At 63.8% G+C, this 15,575-nt stretch carries 20 protein-coding genes; 8 read left to right on the top strand and 12 right to left on the bottom strand.

Annotated features, from left to right (window positions below):
• The first annotated feature begins 131 nt into the window (after positions 1–131).
• Positions 132–1,244, top strand: a complete 1,113-nt coding sequence (gene leuB / locus FXB41_RS11570) for a 3-isopropylmalate dehydrogenase (RefSeq protein ID WP_219681838.1) — start codon at positions 132–134, stop codon at positions 1,242–1,244.
• Positions 1,245–1,420: 176 nt separating this feature from the next.
• On the opposite strand, the gene FXB41_RS11565 is transcribed toward leuB, so the two are convergent.
• Both FXB41_RS11565 and FXB41_RS11560 read right to left on the bottom strand, forming a co-directional pair.
• Complete coding sequence (locus FXB41_RS11565; protein ID WP_027566362.1) at positions 1,421–1,807, bottom strand: hypothetical protein; 387 nt, start codon at positions 1,805–1,807, stop codon at positions 1,421–1,423.
• 156 nt (positions 1,808–1,963) lie between these two features.
• Positions 1,964–2,764, bottom strand: a complete 801-nt coding sequence (locus tag FXB41_RS11560; RefSeq protein WP_219681837.1) for a hypothetical protein — start codon at positions 2,762–2,764, stop codon at positions 1,964–1,966.
• 116 nt (positions 2,765–2,880) lie between these two features.
• Between FXB41_RS11560 and FXB41_RS11555 the strand changes: the two genes are divergently transcribed.
• Positions 2,881–3,915 carry an aspartate-semialdehyde dehydrogenase gene (locus FXB41_RS11555; protein WP_007604250.1) on the top strand — a complete coding sequence of 345 codons (1,035 nt, stop codon included), beginning with the start codon at positions 2,881–2,883 and terminating at the stop codon, positions 3,913–3,915.
• Between the two features lie 114 nt (positions 3,916–4,029).
• On the opposite strand, the gene FXB41_RS11550 is transcribed toward FXB41_RS11555, so the two are convergent.
• Positions 4,030–4,674, bottom strand: coding sequence for a carbonic anhydrase (locus FXB41_RS11550; RefSeq protein ID WP_007598798.1), 645 nt, complete (start codon positions 4,672–4,674; stop codon positions 4,030–4,032).
• 111 nt (positions 4,675–4,785) lie between these two features.
• Here FXB41_RS11550 and FXB41_RS11545 point away from each other — a divergent pair, with 111 nt between their 5' ends.
• The gene (locus tag FXB41_RS11545; protein WP_219681836.1) at positions 4,786–5,667 is read left to right on the top strand and encodes an HpcH/HpaI aldolase/citrate lyase family protein; all 882 of its coding nucleotides are present in this window, start codon (positions 4,786–4,788) and stop codon (positions 5,665–5,667) included.
• Between the two features lie 26 nt (positions 5,668–5,693).
• On the opposite strand, the gene FXB41_RS11540 is transcribed toward FXB41_RS11545, so the two are convergent.
• Positions 5,694–5,927: a hypothetical protein gene (locus tag FXB41_RS11540; protein ID WP_219681835.1), complete on the bottom strand. Its 234-nt coding sequence runs from the start codon at positions 5,925–5,927 to the stop codon at positions 5,694–5,696.
• 254 nt (positions 5,928–6,181) lie between these two features.
• Positions 6,182–6,937, bottom strand: coding sequence for an SDR family oxidoreductase (locus tag FXB41_RS11535; RefSeq protein WP_219681834.1), 756 nt, complete (start codon positions 6,935–6,937; stop codon positions 6,182–6,184).
• Between the two features lie 191 nt (positions 6,938–7,128).
• Here FXB41_RS11535 and FXB41_RS11530 point away from each other — a divergent pair, with 191 nt between their 5' ends.
• Positions 7,129–8,022, top strand: coding sequence for an AraC family transcriptional regulator (locus FXB41_RS11530; protein WP_219681833.1), 894 nt, complete (start codon positions 7,129–7,131; stop codon positions 8,020–8,022).
• A gap of 11 nt (positions 8,023–8,033) precedes the next feature.
• A complete protein-coding gene (locus FXB41_RS11525; protein WP_219681832.1) occupies positions 8,034–8,807 on the top strand; it encodes an N-acyl homoserine lactonase family protein in 774 nt (257 codons plus the stop codon).
• Positions 8,808–8,816: 9 nt separating this feature from the next.
• Here the strand turns inward: FXB41_RS11525 and FXB41_RS11520 are convergent, their stop codons facing one another.
• The 4 genes from FXB41_RS11520 to FXB41_RS11505 form a co-directional block, all read right to left on the bottom strand.
• The gene (locus FXB41_RS11520) at positions 8,817–9,236 is read right to left on the bottom strand and encodes a hypothetical protein (RefSeq protein ID WP_219681831.1); all 420 of its coding nucleotides are present in this window, start codon (positions 9,234–9,236) and stop codon (positions 8,817–8,819) included.
• A 359-nt stretch (positions 9,237–9,595) separates the two neighbouring features.
• Positions 9,596–10,381: a glycosyltransferase family 32 protein gene (locus FXB41_RS11515; RefSeq protein ID WP_219681830.1), complete on the bottom strand. Its 786-nt coding sequence runs from the start codon at positions 10,379–10,381 to the stop codon at positions 9,596–9,598.
• An 81-nt stretch (positions 10,382–10,462) separates the two neighbouring features.
• Positions 10,463–11,068, bottom strand: a complete 606-nt coding sequence (gene leuD, locus FXB41_RS11510; protein WP_007598811.1) for a 3-isopropylmalate dehydratase small subunit — start codon at positions 11,066–11,068, stop codon at positions 10,463–10,465.
• Positions 11,069–11,157: 89 nt separating this feature from the next.
• Positions 11,158–11,559 (bottom strand): metallopeptidase family protein, encoded by a 402-nt coding sequence (locus FXB41_RS11505; protein WP_007598813.1) that lies wholly within the window; start codon positions 11,557–11,559, stop codon positions 11,158–11,160.
• 155 nt (positions 11,560–11,714) lie between these two features.
• Here FXB41_RS11505 and FXB41_RS11500 point away from each other — a divergent pair, with 155 nt between their 5' ends.
• The 3 genes from FXB41_RS11500 (at position 11,715) to FXB41_RS11490 (ending at position 13,011) form a co-directional block, all read left to right on the top strand.
• The gene (locus FXB41_RS11500; RefSeq protein WP_035993898.1) at positions 11,715–11,996 is read left to right on the top strand and encodes a hypothetical protein; all 282 of its coding nucleotides are present in this window, start codon (positions 11,715–11,717) and stop codon (positions 11,994–11,996) included.
• 41 nt (positions 11,997–12,037) lie between these two features.
• Positions 12,038–12,298 carry a hypothetical protein gene (locus FXB41_RS11495; protein ID WP_007598817.1) on the top strand — a complete coding sequence of 87 codons (261 nt, stop codon included), beginning with the start codon at positions 12,038–12,040 and terminating at the stop codon, positions 12,296–12,298.
• A 152-nt stretch (positions 12,299–12,450) separates the two neighbouring features.
• A complete protein-coding gene (locus tag FXB41_RS11490) occupies positions 12,451–13,011 on the top strand; it encodes a hypothetical protein (protein WP_219681829.1) in 561 nt (186 codons plus the stop codon).
• A 54-nt stretch (positions 13,012–13,065) separates the two neighbouring features.
• Here FXB41_RS11490 and FXB41_RS11485 read toward each other — a convergent pair whose 3' ends face one another.
• From FXB41_RS11485 to rplS, 3 genes are all read right to left on the bottom strand, one after another.
• Positions 13,066–13,275, bottom strand: a complete 210-nt coding sequence (locus tag FXB41_RS11485) for a hypothetical protein (protein WP_007598821.1) — start codon at positions 13,273–13,275, stop codon at positions 13,066–13,068.
• Between the two features lie 95 nt (positions 13,276–13,370).
• Positions 13,371–14,777: a 3-isopropylmalate dehydratase large subunit gene (gene leuC / locus FXB41_RS11480; RefSeq protein WP_219681828.1), complete on the bottom strand. Its 1,407-nt coding sequence runs from the start codon at positions 14,775–14,777 to the stop codon at positions 13,371–13,373.
• A 324-nt stretch (positions 14,778–15,101) separates the two neighbouring features.
• Positions 15,102–15,488, bottom strand: a complete 387-nt coding sequence (gene rplS, locus FXB41_RS11475) for a 50S ribosomal protein L19 (RefSeq protein WP_007598824.1) — start codon at positions 15,486–15,488, stop codon at positions 15,102–15,104.
• Between the last annotated feature and the right edge of the window lie 87 nt (positions 15,489–15,575).

Here is a 15,575-nt window from a genome sequence, read left to right as displayed (position 1 = left end):
GGGGTACTCCGGCATGCGCAGTGTGGCAGGCCCTGCCCGCCTTGCACAGCCGCGAGGCGGCAATGGTGTCTTGCCAAGCACGCATCGCCGCTCTAGCACTCCGGCCGAAATCGACCTCAGAGGAAACGACCATGGCGACCCACAAACTGCTGCTACTTCCCGGCGACGGTATCGGCCCCGAGGTGATGGGCGAGGTGAAGCGGCTGATCGACTGGCTCAATTCGGCGGGGATCGCCAAGTTCGAGACCGACACCGGCCTCGTCGGCGGTTCGGCCTATGACGCGCACAAGGTGTCGATCTCGGAAGGCGACATGGCCAAGGCCAAGGACGCCGACGCGATCATCTTCGGGGCGGTCGGCGGTCCCAAGTGGGACGCGGTGCCCTACGAGGTGCGCCCCGAAGCCGGCCTGCTGCGTCTGCGCAAGGATCTCGGTCTGTTCGCCAACCTGCGTCCCGCGGTGTGCTACCCGGCGCTCGCGGAGGCCTCCAGCCTCAAGCGCGAGGCGGTCGAGGGCCTCGACATCATGATCGTGCGCGAGCTCACCGGCGGCGTCTATTTCGGCGAGCCCAAGACCATCACCGACCTCGGCAACGGCCAGAAGCGCGCTATCGATACCCAGGTCTACGACACCTATGAAATCGAGCGCATCGGCCGCGTCGCCTTCGAGCTTGCGAAGAAGCGCAAGAACAAGGTGACGTCGATGGAGAAGCGCAACGTCATGAAGTCGGGCGTGCTCTGGAACGAGGTCATGACCCAGGTCCACAAGCGCGAATATCCCGACGTCACGCTCGAGCACCAGCTCGCCGATTCCGGCGGCATGATGCTGGTGAAATGGCCGAAGCAGTTCGACGTCATCGTCACCGACAATCTGTTCGGCGACATGCTGTCCGACATCGCTGCGATGCTGACGGGATCGCTCGGCATGCTGCCCTCGGCCTCGCTCGGCGAGGTCGACGTCAAGAGCAAGAAGCGCAAGGCGCTGTACGAGCCCGTGCACGGCTCGGCGCCTGATATCGCAGGCCAGGGCCTCGCCAATCCGATCGCGATGATCTCGTCCTTCGGCATGGCGCTGCGCTACTCCTTCGACATGGGCGCGCTCGCCGACAAGGTCGACGCCGCGATCGCCGCGGTGCTGGCCAGCGGCCTGCGCACCGCCGACATCAAGTCGGAAGGCACCATCGCCGCCTCGACCACGCAGATGGGCGAAGCGATCCTGAAGGAATTGCAGAAGCTGCACGCCTGACGGCGACCGCAGTGTTTGTAGGGTGGGCAAAGCGAAGCGTGCCCACCATTCTTATCGCCATTGCCGAGAGATGGTGGGCACGGCGCTTCGCGCCTTTGCCCACCCTACAAGGTCTCATCAAAACAAAAATGGCCGGGCGCGAGCCCGGCCATTTTGATTCGGTCGATATGTCCGCCTCAGTACAGCGGGAAATTCTGCGGATAGCCGCCAACATCCTGCGGCGTGCTCAGCGGCTGGCGATCGATCGGGCGGTTGAGATTTTCGCGCGCGAAGGTCGGATAGCCCACCGCCGGCGGGAAGGCGTAGTCGGAGAATTTGCGGTCGCCCGGATTGACCTCGGTGCCGCCGTCGAGCCAGGAGCGCTTGCTCACATAGATGCGGGTGCGGCCCTGCTGATAGCTCGCATTGGGGCCGCTCGGGCCGTAATAGTGACGGCCGCTGTCATAGCGCTGCTTCTTGGTGTCGGCCGAGGCGGGTGTCGCGAAGGCTGAGGACATGGCAATCACGGCGCCGGCCGCAAGCCACATCGCCAGTTTGTTCGCGGCAGAGAAATTCGAGCTCATCACGTCCCCTTCAGGCGGCAAGCCGCCAATCAATTTCACCCTCATACTAACCCGGCCGGGGCGGCTGCAACTAGGTCTATTGGGTCACACCAGCGCTGAATAATCGTGCGCGCCGGCAAAAGTTGCATGGATACAGCCACTTGAGCTTGATGCCGGTCAGAGCGCGCCGCGCAATTGCGCATTGGCGGCGCCGAGCAGCCAGTCCGACGAGCCCGGCGGCGCGCAGGGGCGGCGCTTCAGCTCCGCATGGGCGAACAATTCGGCCAGCTTCGGCTCGTTGCCCGAGGTCAGCAGCGTCAGCCGATTGAGCGTGCAGGCGATCGCCGCGCGCCGGGCGGGCAGGCTGTCGCCCTGGCAGGAAAATCCGGAGATCTGGAGCGCCGGCTCCTCGCTGCGCTTGAGGTAGCCGAGGCAGGCCCGCGCGCCCTCCGTCGTGCCGGTCGGCTGGAATAGGGCGACGGGGCCGAATTTCGTGTCGATCAGGCCGGCTTGCTCCAGCCGGGCCGCGGTGCCCAGTCCCATCCGGGCGGCCAGATCCAGAGTTGCCGGGCGCGCCACGTCGAATTCGCCGCCTTCCCGGTAGATCTCGAGCTCGGCCATGAGTTCGGCTATGGGCTTGTCCGCCTCGCTGGCCCAGCGCATCACGTCCCTGCGGCCGCCTTCGGGGTGCCTTAAGATGGCGTAAGAAGCTGTTTTTTCTGACGAATCCAGCCGGTTAAGGGCGAAACCCTGAGGCGAGCGGTCGGCCACGCTCCAACTCGGCTTCAGCGCCGGATCATCGTCGCGCAAGTTTGGCAGCTGGCCGAGTGCCGCAAGCCCGAGGATGGCAAACAGCACCAAAGCCCCCACATAGGCGAACAGGCGCGCCAGCGTGCCGACGACCTCGTCGGCGAAGGCCGCAAGCGCCAGATGGATCTGGGTGGGGTTTGTGGCCGTGCTGGCCTCAGGCGACTGCATCCACGTCCCTAAGGCATGGTCCAACGTTGTCTTGAGGCCGGTTCTCGCATAGAAGCGCTGCTCTTCCTGTTTAAGCCTCAGCTTCAGGAACGAGCTTTTTCGTCGGAGAGTGAACGATGGGTTACAAAGTCGCAGTCGTCGGCGCGACCGGCAATGTCGGACGGGAAATGCTCAACATTTTGGATGAGCGCAAATTCCCCGCGGACGAGGTGGTGGCCCTGGCGTCACGCCGCAGCATGGGCGTCGAGGTCTCCTACGGCGACCGCACGCTGAAGGTCAAAGCGCTCGAGCACTACGATTTCTCCGACGTCGATATCTGCCTGATGTCGGCCGGCGGCGAGGTGTCGAAGGAATGGTCGCCGAAGATCGGCGCCGCCGGCACGGTCGTAATCGACAATTCCTCGGCCTGGCGCATGGACCCGGACGTGCCGTTGATCGTGCCGGAAGTGAATGCGGACGCGACCGCGGGCTTCAAGAAGAAGAACATCATCGCCAATCCGAACTGCTCGACCGCGCAGCTCGTGGTCGCGCTCAAGCCACTGCACGACAAGGCGACGATCAAGCGCGTCGTGGTCTCGACCTATCAATCGGTGTCGGGCGCCGGCAAGGACGCGATGGACGAACTGTTCTCGCAGACCAAGGCCGTCTACACCAACCAGGAGCTGGTCAATAAGAAGTTTCCCGCGCGCATCGCCTTCAACGTCATCCCCCAGATCGACGTCTTCATGGAGGACGGCTACACCAAGGAAGAGTGGAAGATGATGGCGGAGACCAAGAAGATTCTTGATCCCAAGATCAAGCTCTCCGCGACCTGCGTGCGCGTACCTGTCTTCGTGGGCCATTCCGAGGCCGTCAACATCGAGTTCGAGAACCCGATCAGCGCGGACGAAGCGCGCGACATCCTGCGCAAGGCGCCGGGCTGCCTGGTCATCGACAAGCATGAGCCCGGCGGCTACGCCACGCCGTATGAAGCCGCCGGCGAGGACGCCACCTATATCAGCCGCATCCGCGAGGACGCGACGGTTGAGAACGGCCTCGTGCTGTGGTGCGTGTCGGACAATCTACGCAAGGGCGCCGCGCTCAACGCGATCCAGATCGCGGAAGTCCTGATCAACCGCAAGCTGATCAGTGCGAAGAAGAAGGCGGCGTAGCTCCGCTGCCGTAGGGTGGGCAAAGGCGCGGAGCGCCGTGCCCACCATCTCTCCACGATCGCGATAGAAGCGGTGGGCACGCTACGCTTTGCCCACCCTACAAGAGCTGGGGACCTAGGCCACCTCGCGCGCGTTCCTGAATTCCTTCGCCGCCTTGTCCAGCACGAACAGCGATCCCTCCGCGACGCCGAAATAGGCGCCGTGGGTCTGCATCTGGCCGCTCTCGACCGCCTTCTGCACGAACGGGAAGGTCATCAGGTTTTCCAGGCTGCGGAACACCGCGGCCTTTTCGATGCGCTCGACGAATTGCGCCATGGTCTCGTGGTCGCGCTGCTCCACCACTTCGCCCGGCTTGATGAACATCTGCATCCATTTGCCGATGAAGTCGCCCGGCGTGAGCGGCTCGATCTTGTCGACGAAGGCGCGGATGCCGCCGCATTGCGCGTGCCCGAGCACCACGATGTGCTTCACCTTCAGCACCGTCACCGCATATTCCAGCGCCGCCGAGACGCCATGGGCGTTGCCGTCGGGCTGATACACCGGCACCAGATTGGCGATGTTGCGGACCACGAAGAGTTCGCCCGGCCCGACGTCGAAGATCACTTCGGGGGAGACGCGGCTATCGCAGCAGCCGATCACCATCACTTCAGGGAACTGCCCCTTCACCGACAGCTCGCGGTAGCGGGTCTGCTCGGTCGGCAGCCGCTGGGTGGCGAAGGCCTTGTAGCCTTCCAGCAAATGCTCTGGGAATGTGGTCATGACCTATGCCTAATCATATACCGCTGGGACGAACAAGCCTTTCGAATAGGCAGGCCAGATGCTATCGGCTTCGGTCGGAAGTGAGACGAGGAAACCGGAAGGAACGCTTGCATGACCCGCCCGCGCCGCAGCCATCTGTTCATGCCCGGCTCCAATCCCCGCGCGCTGGAAAAGGCGCGCATTCTCGCCGCCGACGGCCTGATCCTTGATCTGGAAGATTCCGTCGCGCCCGATGCCAAGGCGGTGGCGCGCGACGGCATCGCTACCGCGATTGCGGCCAAAGGGTTCGGCAAGCGCGAGGTCCTGATCCGGACCAACGGCCTCGACACGCCCTGGTGGGCCGACGACGTCGCGATGGCGGCGAAGGCCTCGCCGGACGGCATCCTGGTTCCAAAGGTTTCAAGCGTCGAGGACCTCGACACGATCGGCCGTCGTCTCGCCGAACTCGGCGCGGCGCCGACCGTAAAGGTGTGGGCCATGATCGAGACCGCGCGCGCCGTGCTGCATGCGGAGGAACTGGCGGCCGCGGGGCGCGATCCCAAGAGGCGCCTGTCAGGCTTCGTGTTCGGCCCCAACGACATTTCGCGCGAGACGCGCATCAAGATGCTGCCGGGCCGCGCCGCGATGATCCCGATGATCACCCATTGCATCCTGGCGACGCGCGCCCATGGCCTCGAAATCCTCGATGGCCCCTACAGCGACATCGCCAACTCCGACGGTTTCGCCACCGAATGCGCGCAAGGCCGCGATCTCGGTTTCGACGGCAAGACGCTGATCCATCCCTCGCAGATCGAAGCCTGCAACGCGATCTTCACCCCGCCCGAAGAGGACGTCGCGCGCGCCCGAAAGATCATCGCCGCGTTCGAATTGCCGGAGAACGTCTCGCGCGGCGCGATCCGTCTCGACGGCGCGATGGTGGAGCGGCTGCATGCCGACATGGCGCGGCGCACGATCGAGATCGCGGACGCGATTGCGGCGATGGCGAAGGGTTAGATCCGAGGCGCAAAGTGTAGTCGGACCTAACTCGAATGAGTGTCGATCGAAACGAGCTTCGCACCAAGCTCCAAAAGCAGGATCATGGCGAGCGAGTGGAAATCGGATTTTGGATTCAAGGTCGCAGTCCTTGATCCGTGCGGTGTTTCGAGGTTTAGGCGATCGCCATCCTTGATCTGGATTGCGCCGTAATGCGGAGAGCCGCCAAGCTCATATTTGACCACGTATCTAAGTGAAGCGGCTGATTTTTTCTTGGCCATTTCGCAAAGCGCCCTGATGGTGGCCAAATCATATCAGGGAAGTCCTGCCGTGTCGCTCAGGGCCCGACAAACGTCTGTAGAAAATCCATGATAAGGATTGTCGCGCCTCTTAGCGACGCGCGTGATCCGCGCGATCGTGCGACTCCAGTGTCGACGCATTAGCGCAGAAGCCGTGCGGGAATCAAAAGGCGATGCTGCGGGCCACAGCGGGCGCGCCGGGGACGCGCCCGCTTCGTAACCCAATCGCGCCTCGCTCAGATCGTCTGGCCGCCGGACACCTCGATCCGCTGCGCCGTGACCCAACGATTGTCGGGACCGAGCAAGCTCGCGACCATCGGTCCGATATCGTCGGGCAGACCGACGCGGCCCAGTGCGGTCATCTGCGCAAATTGGCTGTTCAAACCCGGCATGTCCCGAACCGCGCCGCCGAGAAAATCGGTTTCGATTGCGCCCGGCGCGACGACGTTGACCGTGATGCCGCGTCCACCAAATTCCTTGGCCATGTAGACGGTCAGAACCTCGATGGCGCCCTTCGCAGCCGCATAGGCGGAAAATCCCGGAAACGACACGCGCGTCAGCCCGCTGGAGAAGTTGATGATCCGGCCCGTGTCGGCGAGCAAGGGTAGCAAGGCCTGCGTCAAGAAGAATGGTCCTTTGACGTGCGTGGCGAACAGGGCGTCGAATTGTTGCTCCGTCGTCTCTGCGATCGCGGCCATCTCGCCCTGACCGGCATTGTTGACGAGGTGATCGAATCTCTCGGCGCGCCAATGCTCCGCCAACGCGGATCGAACTTTTGTGAAGAACGCGGGAAAGCTCGACACGGCGGTGACATCAAGCTCCAGCGCGATCGCCTTGCGCCCCAGCGATTCAATCTCGGCGACGACTTCGCGTGCTGCGGCGACCCCGTTGCGATAGGTCACGATCACATCGCCGCCGTGACGTGCGATGGCGATGGCGGTGTTGCGGCCAAGGCCGCGACTGGCCCCGGTGACGAGAGAAATGGTGGGCATCGGAAATTCCTCGAAGCGTTGCGGTGATGTCCGTTTGCCCGCGATAGATCGTCCGGTGTTGCCGGATCCTCGGAGTGTCTTGCCCAACACTCCGGGATGCGGCGACGGCGGACTTGCCCAAAACTCCTGATTTTCTGCCTGAACGGCCGGCGCCGATTGCCTGTGCGCCGGGCTCGGCCTAAAATTGGCGCGTGCCCGAAACGCTTCTCCAGATCGCCAGTCGTTATTCCGCGCCTCACGCCGACGACAGGGGCGTCGCCTCCACGCCCTTCGCCGGCGTCTCGATCATCCGCGAGACCGCGCCGAGTGCGCTCCTGTACGCGATCTCCAGGCCTCTGGTCGCACTCGTCTTGCAAGGCGCCAAACGTGTGGCGACCGGCCGGACGTCCTTCGACTTCGGCGCCGGCGCTTCCTTGTTGATTGCGAGTGATGTGCCGACGGTCAGCCAGATCACGCGCGCGACGGCGGCCACGCCCTATCTTTCGCTCGTCGTCGAGCTCGACCCCACCATCATTGAGGGGCTGGTGGTCGAGATGGGGTCGCTCCCGTTCATTCCGTCGCAGCCGCTGCGGGTCGAACCGACAGAGCAGGAACTCGCGGACGCAGCGCTCCGGCTGCTGCGCCTGATCGACCGTCCCTCAGCCTTGCCGATCCTGCGCGGCCATTTGATGCGAGAGCTGCATTATTGGCTGCTGGCCGGCCGCCACGGCGGGGCCATCAGGGCGCTCGGAATTGCCGATAGCCATGCCCAGCGGATCGGCCGCGCGGTTGCGCTCATTCGTGCCGGCTATGCCAAGCCGTTGCGCGTCGATCGGTTGGCCAAAGCCGCCGCGATGAGCCCGTCGGCATTTCACGCGCACTTCCGGAGCGTCACTTCGCTGACCCCGCTACAGTTTCAGAAACAGCTTCGCCTGATCGAAGCCCGCCGCGCGATCCTGGCCGACGGTGCGCAGATCGCGACCGCGGCTCATCAGGTCGGCTACGAAAGCATCACGCAGTTCACGCGAGAATATTCCCGGCTGTTCGGCATGCCGCCTGGGCGCGATATGCGCGAGGCGAAGCGGCGGATTGAATCGGCGGCTTGATGAGTTCCCCAATGGCGCCGGTTGACAGAATCTACATCCTCGACGGCGGCATTGCGCAGGTCGCGGACGGGTCGATCTATTCTCCGGGCATCAATGTCGGCGTCCCCATGACGCTGAGCTGCAATGCCTATCTCGTCAGTCATCGTGGCGAATGGCTGATCTGGGATACGGGAATCGAGGATGAGCTATCGAAGCATCCGGAAGGACGCATTATCGCGCATGGCATACGCGGCGTCGTGCGTCGCCCCATCGCGGACCAATTGGACGAAATCGGGGTGCGGCCCCGCGACATCAGCACGATCCTGCTTTCCCACGCGCATTTTGATCATATCGGAAATGTCGATCTGTTCGAAAATGCAAGATGGATCGCTCAGCGGGCTGAATTCGAGGCCATGTTCGGACCGGAGCCCGAAGAGTTCGGCTATTCGCTGCAGCACTACAGATCCCTGAAAGAGCGGCCTTACCAGATCGTCGATGGTGACCACGACGTATTTGGCGACGGCGCGGTGCGTATGATCTTCACGCCAGGCCACACCCTCGGGCATTGCTCGCTGATGGTGAGGCTACCGAGGCGCGGCGCCGTGCTGCTGAGCGGCGACGTCGCGCACAATCGCGAGAACCTCCGGCACATGCGCGTGCCGTCCTTCAATGCCGACCCGCAGGCAACGGTCGCATCCATGGCCAAGGTGGTCGAGCTGCTTCGCTCCGAGAATGCCGAAATCTGGATCAATCACGATACGGCTGAGAGCGACGAGCTGCCTCACGCGCCAGACTGGATCGTGTAAGCGCGCGCGTCACCGCGGCGCGACGCCCGCCCGGTCGAGCGACTCCAGTGTCGAGGCATTGGCGCAGAAGCCGTGGTAGTTCTCCACGGCGGTACCGTCGGCCAGCTCGCGATCGCACTGGCCCTTGTGGCTGCAAAGCGCGCACACCCGCTCCATGTCGCGCAGCAGCAGCGGATGCGCGCGGCCGAGCCCTTCGGCGCTGATGCCGAGCTGCTCGAGCATCTTCGGCAGCTCGTCGGCGGAGTGCCGGCCATGGCGGACCAGCTCTTCGAGGTCGTCAGGCGCGATCCGCAGATCTTGCGCGATGCGATCGAAATCAGCGCGGTCGAGCTGCCGGATCTCGTTCAGCTCGCGGCGATGCTTCAGCCAGCTTGCAAAGGACTCGATGAGGTCCTGGACAATGGGATAAGGCCTGGTTGCGGTGCTCATGCGAAGCTCCATTCGAACGGCGGAATTGGAGCGACATTAGGCACAATGGTGCAGGTGTGCGTTGCGCTGGATCAAATTGGATGTGCCGGTGAAACTGATCCCGTGCCCCTAAAGCACATCGGCCCAACTCGAATCGAGTTCAGGCAACAGCGATGCTCTTTCCGTTCCCTCCCCCCTTGTGGGGGAGGGGCAGGGAGGGGGGCGCCACACGGGGACTCTTTCGGTCGAGTATCGACACCAGATGCATCGCCAATACCCAGCACCTCTTCCTGGGCCACCCCTCTCCCTAGCCCTCCCCCACAAGGGGGGAGGGAACGCACCGCCGTCGCGGCGCCGGGCGAGTCTCATCCCATCAGGCGTTAGCCGAACCGCTCCGTCGCCCATGCATAAAGACTACCCGGAATCGGCTTCTCACCACCCCTTCCCTTGGGCGAGATGTGCAGGCCGATGATCTCGCGGTCGGTGACGAGGCCGAGATAGCTCGAGGGATCGAAAAACAGTTTTGGTTCGGCATGCACGGCGTAGAACGACTGCTTCGGCAAGGCGCAGTGCAGCTCGCCGGTGCGGCGCGCGAGCGCGGTGAGTGCCGCCGGCCCGAAGATCGCGACGCGGATGTCGGAGAGGCGGTTCGAGCCGCCGCGCAGGCGGCGCATCGCAAACGTGACGCGATGGCGCAGCGACAGCCAGTTCGGCGTCAGCTCCTCCTGCTCCATCAGCTCTTCGAAGGCGGCAACGATGCCGTGCCGGGGCGGAAGGTAAATCACGGAATTGCCGAGCTGGCGCGGACGCTCCCACGCGAAGTAGGGCTTTGCCGGATCGATCTCGACGGGCCTCAGCAGCAGCACGTCGGCGTCGAGCCAGAGGCCGAGTCCCTTCGCCATCAGCTTCATGCGGAAGAAGTCGCTGAACTGAAGCGTGGTCCAGTCGCGCCAGCTGCCGTCCGGCTGCGGCGGTCGCAATCGTTCGGAGAACGCATGCGGCAGGATCGCCTCGGCATCCGCATTCGCGATGCCTGCGGGCAGGCCGGGAATGGTGTCGAAACTGTAGACCGTGACCTTGTGGCCGGCAGCCAGCTGCGAGCGCAGACAGGTCTGGCGCAGGGCGTCCATTGGGCCGTGCCAGAAGGTGACGATGTCAGGCAACATGGGCGCAAGCTATAGAGGACAACGCTGGCAAAGAAAAAGCCCCGGCGCTGTCAGCACCGGGGCTCAAACAAAAACTTGAGATCAGGCCCAGGCGCGTTCGCGCTTGAGCTTCTCCTCATAGGTATCGATCGAGGCCTTCTTCTCCATCGTCAGGCCGATGTCGTCGAGGCCGTTGATCAGGCAGTGCTTGCGGAACGGGTCGATCTCGAACTTGACCATGCCGCCGTCGGGGCCGCGAATCTCCTGGTTCGGCAGATCGATCGTCAACGTCGCGTTGGCGCCGCGCTCGGCGTCGTCGAACAGCTTGTCGAGGTCTTCCTGGGCCACGCGGATCGGCAGAATGCCGTTTTTGAAGCAGTTGTTGTAGAAGATGTCGCCGAACGAGGTCGAGATCACGCAGCGGATGCCGAAGTCGAGCAGCGCCCAGGGCGCATGCTCGCGGCTCGAGCCGCAGCCGAAATTGTCGCCGGCGACCAGCACCTTCGCATTGCGATAGGCGGGCTGGTTGAGGACGAAATCGGGATTCTCGCTGCCGTCGTCCTTGTAGCGCTGCTCGGAGAAGAGCCCCTTGCCAAGGCCGGTGCGCTTGATGGTCTTGAGGTACTGCTTCGGAATGATCATGTCGGTATCGACATTGATGATCTTCAGCGGCGCCGCGACGCCTTCCAGCGTGGTGAACTTGTCCATGGTTGCGCTTTCCCGGGGTGGTCTAGGGAACCGGTATTTATCGCGATCGGGGCGGAAATCCTAGGCCGAATTCGGCAGATCTCGTCTGCCTAACCGGGCTCTTGAGCCTCGATCGCGGCCATATCGTCGTCCGACAGGCCGAAATGATGGCCGATCTCGTGGATCAGGACGTGGCGAACGATATGGCCGAGGCTTTCGTCGTGCTCGGCCCAGTAATCCAGGATCGGCCGGCGGTAGAGCCACACCATGTTGGGCAGCCGCGCCACGTCGCCAAAACTCTGCTGCGGCAGGCCGACGCCCTGGAACAGGCCGAGCAGGTCGAACTCGCTCTCGCATGCCATCTCGTCCAGGACTTCCTCGGTGGGGAAGTCGTCGACGCGGATGATCACGCCCTCGCACAGCCTACGAAACTCCGCCGGCAGGCGTTCGAACACTTCATGCGCCATCGCTTCCATCTCGGCCAGCGAGGGTGCTTTCAATTCCGTCCACATGGGCCTCTCATAGCGTGGGTTTCGCGGCGATGCATCCGGCTTTATAAGCGCGGCGAGGTTGACGGGCGCCGTCAAAACGGGGAGCCTAGGGCCTCGAAGTGGACGTTCAGATGGGCGGAAAAATGCGAGCGAAAACAGCGCTGACGCTACTGTGCATGGGGTTGTTTTCGCAGTTTTGCGTTGGCGCGGAGGCCCAGACCGCGGCGCCCGGGATCAGGCTGGCCCAGGCGGCCTCGCGAGACGATCTGCCGCCGCCGCGCAAGCGGCCCCCGGCGCGCCTGCGCGTCACGCCCTATTACAGTCCTGATGGCGTCTATCCCCGCTACAATCCCGGTCCCGATGCGGTCCGCGAGTGCAACGCCACCTATGTGCAGGAATTTCGCCCCAGCGGCACGGTGATCGTGCCGCATATGAGCTGCTACTGGCGCCGGGGCTGATACGAACGCCGTGCCCGTCGCGCGCTGAGGCGGAGGTCGTCATGACGAGATGGTTCGCATTGGCGGTTGGCGTCGGGCTTGCCGCAGGCCTGTCTCACGCGTCCGCTGCGCACAGGGTGACGAAGCTGCCCGATGCGTCGGCCGGGCGCGCGGTGTTCGACGGGCGCCGACATGTGCGGTCCGACGTCGTGCGATACGCCCCGCGTCGTGATCCGCATTACTACGCGCGGCCGGTCTACTACCGCCCTTATCCCTACGGCGTGCCCGCACCGTTCGTGCTCGGCTTCGGGCCGTGGCGGTGACCTCGCGGCGCGATGCTGCGCCCGTCGTTCATTCATGAGGCATTCACGTCGCTGTCCCTAATTTAATCTTGGGAGCGACCGCCAATGAACAGGGATGACGCGCGCCGGGAGCGAGCGTCGCAACTCCGCTGTCCAGATTCAGGGAGAAGTCCATGCTGAGAATATTGGGTCTCAGGGCAAGCCCGATGCGCTTGCTCGGCATTGCGGCCGCCGCGACGCTGATGCTGTCGGCCGGAACGACGCGTCGTGCTGAGGCGATGACTCCAATCAATCCGACGGCGTTGCCTGTGGCGAAGGCCGCAAGTGACGATGTGATCCCGGTTCGCCACGGCGGCGGTGGCGGCGGTGGGCATGGTGGCGGCGGCTTTCATGGCGGCGGCGGTTTCCACGGTGGAGGCGGCTTCCACGGTGGCGGAGGACATATCGGTGGCTTCCGCGGCGGTGGTTTCCATGCTGGTGGCTTCCGCGCCGCGCCCGCGTTTCATGGCGGCGGCTATCGCTACGGCGGAGTTCGCCACTATGGCGGAGGCGGATTCCACCGCTACGGCATCTATCGCCCGCATTACGGCTATCGCCATTTTCATCGGCGCTATTACGGCGGCTACTATCCCTATTACAGCCATCCGCGCCGCTGCCGGGTCATCTGGACCTATTACGGCCCGCGCCGCGTCTGCCGCTGGCATCGCTGGCACCATCCGTACCGCTATTGGTAAGCACGATCGAAATGAAAAGGGCGCCTCGACGGCGCCCTTTGTTCATCCGGTGGCTTAAAGCCAATCCTTCAGTTTCCACGACGCCGACGTCCATCGCGTCAGGTTCTCGATCTTCCATTGCTTGAACATCGCCGGCGGCCAGCGGCTGAGCTTCGAGGTCTCCTCGACCTCGGGCTTGGCGACCATGCGCAGCGGTGCCGCGCGCCGCCGATGCTGGGGCGTCGCCGCGCTGATCAGATCGACATATTCAGGCTTGCTGGCCATGAGCTCGTGTCCTCGCGAAATGTTCGGGAGGACACAGTGTCGGCGCTACCGATTAACGGCGGTTTGCCGCAATCGCTCAAATTAAAGCGAGCGGCTTACCGCCACTCCCTGATGTCGACGAAGTGACCCGCGATCGCCGCGGCCGCCGCCATCGCCGGCGACACCAGATGGGTGCGGCCCTTGAAGCCCTGGCGGCCCTCGAAGTTGCGGTTCGAGGTCGAGGCGCAGCGCTCTTCCGGAGCCAGCTTGTCGGGGTTCATCGCGAGGCACATCGAGCAACCGGGCTCGCGCCATTCGAAGCCGGCGTTGATGAAGATCTTGTCCAGACCTTCAGCCTCGGCCTGCTCCTTCACGAGGCCGGAGCCCGGCACGACCATGGCGTTGACGCCGCCTGCGACCTGCTTGCCTTCCGCGATCTTGGCGGCGGCGCGCAGATCCTCGATCCGGCCGTTGGTGCAGGAGCCGATGAAGATGCGGTCGAGCTTGATGTCGGTGATCTTCGTCCCCGCGGTCAGGCCCATATATTTCAGCGCGCGGTGCTTCGACAGGCGCTTGGCCTCGTCCGCGATCTTGTCGGGATCGGGCACGCTGCCGGTGACCGAGATGACGTCCTCAGGCGAAGTGCCCCAGGTCACGATCGGCGGCAGCTTCGCTGCATCGAGCCGCAGCTCGTGGTCGAAATGCGCGCCCTCGTCGGAGCGCAACTTCTCCCAGTAACGCATCGCGGCGTCCCAATCCGCGCCCTTCGGCGCCTTCGGACGGCCGCGCAGGAAGTCGAACGCCTTCTGATCCGGCGCGACCAGGCCGGCGCGCGCGCCACCTTCGATCGACATGTTGCAGACCGTCATGCGGCCTTCCATGCTGAGCGCGCGGATCGCGTCGCCGGCGTATTCGAGCACGTAGCCGGTGCCGCCTGCGGTGCCGATCTCGCCGATGATCGCCAGGATGATGTCCTTGCCCGTCACACCATCCGGCAATTTGCCGTCGACGGTGACGCGCATGTTCTTCGCCTTCTTCTGGATCAGCGTCTGCGTCGCCAGCACGTGTTCGACTTCCGACGTGCCGATGCCGTGCGCGAGCGCGCCGAACGCACCGTGCGTCGAGGTGTGGCTGTCTCCGCAGACGATGGTGGTGCCGGGCAGCGTGAAGCCCTGCTCGGGGCCGATGACGTGGACGACGCCCTGACGCTTGTCGAACTCGTCGTAATATTCGATGCCGAACTCCCTGGCGTTGTCGGCCAGTGCCTTGATCTGCTCGATGCTTTCAGGGTCGGGGTTCGGCTTGGTGCGGTCGGTGGTCGGCACGTTGTGATCGACGACGGCCAGCGTCTTCTCGGGCGCGTGGACCTTGCGGCCGGTGGCGCGCAGGCCTTCGAACGCTTGCGGTGAAGTGACCTCGTGCACCAGATGGCGATCGATATAGAGCAGGCAGGTGCCGTCCTCGGCTTCGTGCACCAGATGGTCGTTCCAGATCTTGTCGTACAATGTGGTCGGCTTGGACATGAGCGTCAGCTCCAGGAATGTTGTGTAGAGCGGGTTGCGCGGCTGGCGCGCGGGGCAACGAAATCGTCAGCGCAGCTTTTAGGCTGCGCGCGTAAGCTCTGACGTTGCCGAGGTCGCGAAGCGTCCGAAGAACCGGCCGGGCAGCCGCGAGCGATCGTCGATGACGACGCGCTTGACGGGCGAGAGGCTGGTCAAATCTGGAAACATTCCAAGAATATATAGCAGGCCGAACTGGAATCGCGAGGGCTTTGACGCGCACGGCTGACGCAACAAAAAAGCGCGGGGTTTGGCCCCGCGCTTTCTAAACTCGTCTGTAAGCGGAGCTTACTCGTTGACGGCAGCAGCCGGGCGGTCCTGCTTCTTCTCGACGATGCGGGCCGACTTGCCGCGAAGGTTGCGGAGATAATAGAGCTTGGCGCGACGCACCTTGCCGCGGCGCACCACCTTGATCGAGTCGATCATCGGCGACATCACCGGGAACACGCGCTCCACGCCTTCGCCGTACGAAATCTTGCGCACGGTGAAGCTCTCGTTGAGACCGCCGCCGGAACGGCCGATGCAAACGCCTTCATAGGCCTGCACGCGGGTGCGGTCGCCTTCGACGACCTTCACGTTGACGATCACGGTATCGCCGGGGCCGAACTCCGGGATCTCCTTGTTGGCGGAGAGCTTGTCGAATTGCTCTTTTTCGAGCTGTTGGATCAGGTTCATGGGTAAATCTCCATCGGCGCGCCCAGCCTTGGAAAACGGGGGCTGCGCGAAATTCGTTTATCCAGCCATTGCGGATGTGGCCGCTGC

Source organism: Bradyrhizobium canariense, from assembly GCF_019402665.1.
In the GTDB taxonomy this organism is placed as follows: Bacteria; Pseudomonadota; Alphaproteobacteria; order Rhizobiales; family Xanthobacteraceae; genus Bradyrhizobium; species Bradyrhizobium canariense.
This window is presented reverse-complemented; position numbering and strand designations above follow the sequence as displayed.